This window comes from Paenibacillus sp. 01T422 (genome assembly GCF_056398785.1).
The window spans coordinates 1-6,429 of the sequence record NZ_JBFTQB010000326.1 but is presented as its reverse complement, the minus strand read 5'-3'; the positions used below and the strand labels follow the sequence as shown (position 1 = coordinate 6,429).

Sequence of the window (6,429 nt, the reverse complement as noted above, 5' to 3'; positions counted from 1 at the left end):
CTGTAATTCAGTACCGGCATTTCCGCTAATGCGACCGACTTCCACACCATTTCTCAGAGCCACAGCTTCAACCGTTTTACCTGCTCCATTAACCGCATCCACGGTCAGCTTCAACTGGCCATTCCAGATATCTGGCACCATGTTCATCCGGTCAATACTCGCATTAGCGACTGGCTCCAGCCAAACGGTTTGCCAGATACCAGACACTGACGTATACCAAATACCTCCTGGTTGTACAACTGTTTGCTTCCCTTTAATTTGATCTCCTTGGGTATCCGTATAATCGAGTACATGCACGATCAATTCATTGTCCCCAGGTTTCAATTGGTCCGTTATATCAAAACTGAATGACGTGTATCCACCTTTATGGCTACCTACCTTAGTTCCGTTCACATACACGTCTGTTTCGTAATCTACTGCACCAAAATTCAATTTCACATGTTGCCCATTCCAATTTTGCGGCACCGTGAAATTCCGCTTGTACCACATAAGCTGCTCTTGACGCTGAATACCTGAAAGCCTGGATTCCACGGCAAACGGTACCGTGATGTTCTCTTTGAGCTTTTGACCTGTTGGAAGCGCATCCCCTTGTTTGGCTGCTTGAAATTCCCACTTTCCATTCAGGTTTAGCCATTGATCACGAACCATCTGTGGTCTTGGATAATCCGGCAAAGGTTGATTCGCATCAACTTGGCTTGCCCATGGCGTTTCGATTTGATAGGTGGAGTCATTTTTGATTGCAAGATAGAAGTCTTTGAGTGGCTTACTGCTTGCAGCATACACAAGAGCACCGCCGCCTGTATATCCGATATTCGCCATTGGCGCATCTTGGTAATACATGGGATATTCGAACTCTATTTGGATCGTTTTGGGATCATCAGCCTTGAGAATTGCCGATTTAATTGGCCAATCCTTCCCTAACACATTAACGGAAAGCTGCTCTCGTGCGTTGCTGCCAAGCTCCGCTAACGCCTCTGCAAATGTAAATTCGGCATGCAAACCATCAGTCAGAACCGATCCAGCGACTGGACCGCTATTCTCAAAACCTACGGGCAATGTGAAAGCAGTCGCAGGTACGATTTGCTTCGGCACACTTGGGCTGCCCCAACGTAAAAACAAATTGGACCCACCGTCATTCTCGAAATACTCGATTTTGATGTCGTATTTCTGCCCGGCTGCCAGTGCGATTGGGCTGCTTGTTTGTTCTTTATCCCAGTCAGCGACCCAATGATCAATGACTAATTTGTTATCGATCCACAGTCTGAAACCGTTATCACCGATCATCCAGAACGTATAATTTTCAGAGAAATCTGGTGTAATCTGTCCTGTCCATCTCACATTCACACGATTGTTCTGCCCTACCAATGTCGTGAATGCTCCTTCCAATGAACTAAAATTAATGTACGGATCGACCACCGTCGTTACCAAATCTTCAAACCTAAACTCATCGGGTCCGGAGTTCTTGTAGTAGTCCGCTTTCAAACCATAATTTGTTGCACTAGGTTTGGAATCTGCCGCATGGCTTTTGGATAAGCTATACGGAAGAATGAGGCAGATCAACATCGAAAAGATAAATAGCTGCACAAGCCTTCTAGTCGTTTTCATTTGTACAATTCTCCTCTTTGAATTACTGGATTCRCGGGTTATGAAACGAATCTTAATCTTAGTGCAAGTGCCTCCTCTCCTTTTCAAATTGGCATTACCCTCAAATCAAAAGTGAGCGCATATCAAGCATATATGTCCCTGTATCCATTTGTATTTACAGATTTCAGGCATTTCTTGTAATTTTATGGCAATCTATTTGCAAGGTCACATCACATCACATTACTTCACATTACTTCACATTACTTCACATTACTTCTGGCCCCTGTCCACTCAGACTGCTCACCATACAGCAACTCCTGCCTTCCCCTGCCAATTACATGCTACATAATCCTAGCAAGGGTTGTACGAAAGATGTGCTTGAGGAACTAGGGTACTCTATTTGGAGGAAAATGAGCTGTTTCCGTTCCTAGATGAACTACAGGGTCTTATTTTGCCTCTGAGGCATGTTTATCGCGTAAAATCGACAAAATAGCGAACTGTAGTTCCCCTCATAGTGGAAAACCGCTGCTTTACAGGCAAATAGAGCACTACAGTTCCCTCCCAGAAACTATGCGCATGAATTTATACGAAAAAAGAGGCTGTCCACTAAGGTAAATAAACCTTGAGGGCAGCCTCTTGCTTGACAAGGGTGTCCTAAAGCCAATTTCATAGCTTTTGGGACACCCTCTTTTTATCCTACTAATTTCCTGCGCTAGCAATTACGAACTCAAACGAGATTTCTTGATCAGCTGGAATCTGATATTCCTCATGCACAGGCGCTCCCCAACTGTCGTCACCGCCGACACCCATTTGTTTGCCAGCTACCGTAACAACCGTATAATGAACATCCGGCAGCTCATAAGCATGGTCTGCATGCTCAAGCTCGAATGCCGTATACGGAGACAAGTTGCATTCAACAGGGGCGTGTGGATCAGCCTTAATCGAGAGGCCAATACCACCTATGTCTGTCACATTTACACGACGAACACCAGTTCGATTACCGGACTCCTGTGGAACCAGGTAAGGTGTTGGCAATTGATCAACCTGACGGCTGAAAATTCCCAAGCGCCCTCCATGACTGCGATCACTGTAGTTTTCTTCCGGCCCCATCGCATACCATTCTGATTGGTTATAATCAGCCGACATTTTGAAGGAAACGGCAAGAATCGGTAGATTCGGCAGACCTGCTGTACCTTTGTAATGCGTCTGCACACGAATTGTTCCATCCGCATACACCGTGTAGGCAATACGAACGCTAACTTCGGAGCTAATGCTGAATCTGTAATCAAAAGCAACCGTTGCCGAGCCTTTCTCTTGCTTCAGCACTGTGCTGACACATTTGCGCGCCAGACTGGAGGCATACCAAGCGCCAGCCGTATATCCCATAGCAGTTCCTTTATCGTTATCAGTGGTCGCCCGCCAAAATAACGGAACCGGAGGTAACGCGATCATCTCGCGACCATGGTATCTAAGCGAAACGAGAGAGCCTACCTGCTTCGAGAAAATGACAGAGAACCCTTTGCCTGTCATGCCAATATTGACGTCTCCCTCCACTACATTTACTTCGCCGGCAGGTTGTTCGTTCTGAACACTTGCTTGTATGACGAAAGTGGATTGGCCAAATGCCGTCTCAAACCCAGCTTCAGCCCATACCGCAGAATCCCTCAGCACCAAGGAAGCTTGGATGCAGTATTCACCTGGTTGTCCATGCACATCTGGCAGTTCGATCGGRATGATGTTTTCACTTTGCGCTTCAACGGCAACATCTTTGATCCCGTTGCCAATTTCCGTACCTTCATGATAAAGGCGATATTCAAGCACATACTGATCTGTATTCACAAACAAATTTTCGTTAATGACTTTAATATGACTTCTAGTAGGCTCTAGCTTGATATTCTGATAAAGGAATTTGACTTCCTGCATCTTAGGACTCAGTTGACGATCAGCAAAAACAAGGCCATCTCCGCAAAAACTGTAATCCGTAGGACGGTCTTGGAAATCTCCGCCATAGGCCAAGAATTCACGGCCATTCCGATCTTTTTTGATAATAGCCTGATCGATATAATCCCAAATAAAGCCGCCTTGGTACATCGGATATTTGTTTTCCAGCTCTGTATACTTATGAAGACCTCCGACTGAGTTCCCCATCGCGTGCATATATTCGCAGCTAATATACGGTTTCTCCGGTTGGCTGTTCAGATACGCCTCAATGTCCGCAGGTTTGGCATACATTCTGCTTTCCATGTCGCTTGTGGCGTCGTAGTCACGATTGTGGAATACACCCTCGTAATGAACAAGTCGGCCTGGGTCCGTCTCGCGGAAGTAGTCGGCTACATTCAAAATAACTTGGCCGGCATATGACTCATTGCCGCATGACCAGATGAGAATCGAAGGATGATTCTTATCGCGTTCTACCATGGAAATCGCACGATCAAGCACGATATCCTGCCACTGCATGTCGTTGCCCGGAATGTTCCACGAAGGTTCGACAGCCCCCATTTTCTGCCACGATCCGTGCGTCTCCAAGTTCATCTCGTCGATGACATAGACACCATATTCGTCACACAACTCGTACCATAATGTCTGATTCGGATAATGGGAGGTCCGGACAGCATTGATGTTGCTGCGCTTGAGCGTTTGAATGTCCCACAGCATGTCCTGCTTCGTAATTGTTCTTCCAGTGCGGCAGTTGAATTCATGGCGGTTTACGCCTTTGAATACAATGCGCTTGCCATTTAAGCACATCAGCTTGTCTTTCATTTCAAAACGACGGAAGCCCGTCTTCTRCACAATGGCCTCGACCAAATTTCCATTCTCATCGTAAATTGAGATACAGGCAGCATATAAATAGGGATTTTCTGCGCTCCATGGCTGAACAATTCCCGCTGCGAGGTTGAAAGACAAGTTGCCGTTTCGGAATTCACCCGTTTCCGTGAGAATCGCCTGTCCTTTAGCATCTTTCAATTCAAGCTTAGCGCGAACCGTTTCCACATGGTCATCTCGAAGTGCGAGATCAATTTCAAGCAATCCTTCTTCATACGCATCATCCAAATCGGCCTTCACACGCAGATCCCACACATGCACCTTAGGAACCGTATATACGTATACATCTCGGAAAATCCCTGACATCCGCCAGAAATCCTGATCCTCTAGCCAGCTTCCCGTACTTCTCTGATACACTTCCACTGCCAGCTTATTCTCACCTTCACGGATATAAGGCGATAGGTCAAACTCTGCTGGTGTGAAGCTGTCTTCGCTATAACCGACGAATTCGCCGTTAAGCCATATGTAGAAAGCTGATTCAACGCCTTGGAACGAAATATAAACCGGCTTGCCGATCATCGAGTCTGGCAGTTGGAAATTTTTCACATAGCTGCCCACGGGGTTATGCTCTTGCGATATTTGCGGTGGACGCAGCGCTTCTACGCCATCCCAAGGATACATCGTGTTGACATACTGCGGTTGTCCCCAGCCCTGCAGCTGAATATGTCCTGGCACTTGGATATGCTCCCAGCTGCTGCAGTTATAATCTAATTGATAAAACGATTGCACACGGCTAGCAGGGTTTGGGGCATAGCTGAACTGCCAGCTTCCGTTCAAGCTATACCTCATGTCCATGGGTGCGCCTGCTTCAGCGGAAGCCATCGAACGATAATAGCGGTGATCAGAATGAGCATCCAACCTGTTTACTCGAAATACACGCACATCTTGCAGCCAATCAAGGCTTGGTACTGATTGTTTCATGAATAATGCCTCCTGAGAAATATACCTGAAATAACACCTATTTTTTGACAGTTATCAACCCCTATTTTACCGAACCTACCATACCAGCGACAAATTGTTTTTGCATGAGGAAAAATACAAGCGCTGTCGGAATTGTCGAAATTACGATAGCGGTCATGATGACCCCGAAGTCCGGTGCATAACTAGAACCCAAATTTGAAATCAATAATGGAATTGTTCGTTTCTCCGGTGTTTGCAAGACAATCAACGGCCATAAGTAATTGTTCCAACTGGACATGAACGTAATAATAGCTGCAGCTGAGTAGGTCGTTTTCATGGTTGGCATATAAATCCGGAAAAATAATCCTAACTCCGTTAATCCATCCATGCGTCCTGCTTCCAGAAGCTCTCTCGGAAACATTTTCGTGCTTTGGCGGAAGAAGAAAATAAGAAACGCCGTTGTAAATGTCGGAAGAACTACCGCGTTCATCGTATTAATCCCGATAAATGGAACACTCCGTGACAAGCTTGAGAACATTTGGTAAAGAGGAACCATCAATGCTGCGAATGGAATCATCATGGAGACAAGCAGCAAGTTGAACACGACATCCTTGGCTTTACTCCGATAGATTTCAAAGGCATATCCAGCGAGCGAAGCAACCAATAAGGCTAATATCGTAGTGGATAAAGAGATTTTCAGGGAATTCCATAGGGCAGGAAGCAAGTTGATGGAATCAATTAGCTTTTTATAGTTATCGATAAAATGCGATCCTGGTAACATTCTGCCCTGCGTAACATCCACAGAAAGATTCGTTGAACTAATTACCATCCATAGGAATGGAAAAATCGATATCACTGCTACAGCAAAAAGAAAGACATATACAATTGTCCGATTGAGTGCTCTCATTATTTATCACCTGCCAATTTGATTTGAAGGACAGATAACACAATGATCATAGCTACAACCGAATAGGAGACTGTCGCCGCATAGCCAAAATCAGGTGTGTACTTGAAGGAAAGATTGTAAATATACTGCGATATGGAGAGGGTTGCGTTACCTGGGCCACCCTTCGTAATATTCATGATCTCGTCGAACAATTGCAAGGTTCCGATCGTTGATGT

General features: G+C 45.5%; 3 protein-coding genes and 1 pseudogene. All 4 read right to left on the bottom strand.

Going from position 1 to position 6,429, the window contains the following annotated elements; all coding sequences use genetic code 11:
* Positions 1 to 1,605: PA14 domain-containing protein (locus tag AC1DUA_RS18725; protein WP_477501210.1), on the bottom strand; the 1,605-nt coding region annotated here is incomplete at its 3' end.
* A gap of 678 nt (positions 1,606 to 2,283) precedes the next feature.
* Positions 2,284 to 5,328 carry a beta-galactosidase, LacZ type gene (lacZ, locus tag AC1DUA_RS18720; RefSeq protein WP_477501209.1) on the bottom strand — a complete coding sequence of 1,015 codons (3,045 nt, stop codon included), beginning with the start codon at positions 5,326 to 5,328 and terminating at the stop codon, positions 2,284 to 2,286.
* A 61-nt stretch (positions 5,329 to 5,389) separates the two neighbouring features.
* Positions 5,390 to 6,214, bottom strand: coding sequence for a carbohydrate ABC transporter permease (locus tag AC1DUA_RS18715; RefSeq protein WP_477501208.1), 825 nt, complete (start codon positions 6,212 to 6,214; stop codon positions 5,390 to 5,392).
* Positions 6,214 to 6,429 (bottom strand): annotated as a pseudogene (locus AC1DUA_RS18710) (sugar ABC transporter permease); the annotation flags it as partial. The gene AC1DUA_RS18715 and the pseudogene AC1DUA_RS18710, both read right to left, overlap by 1 nt.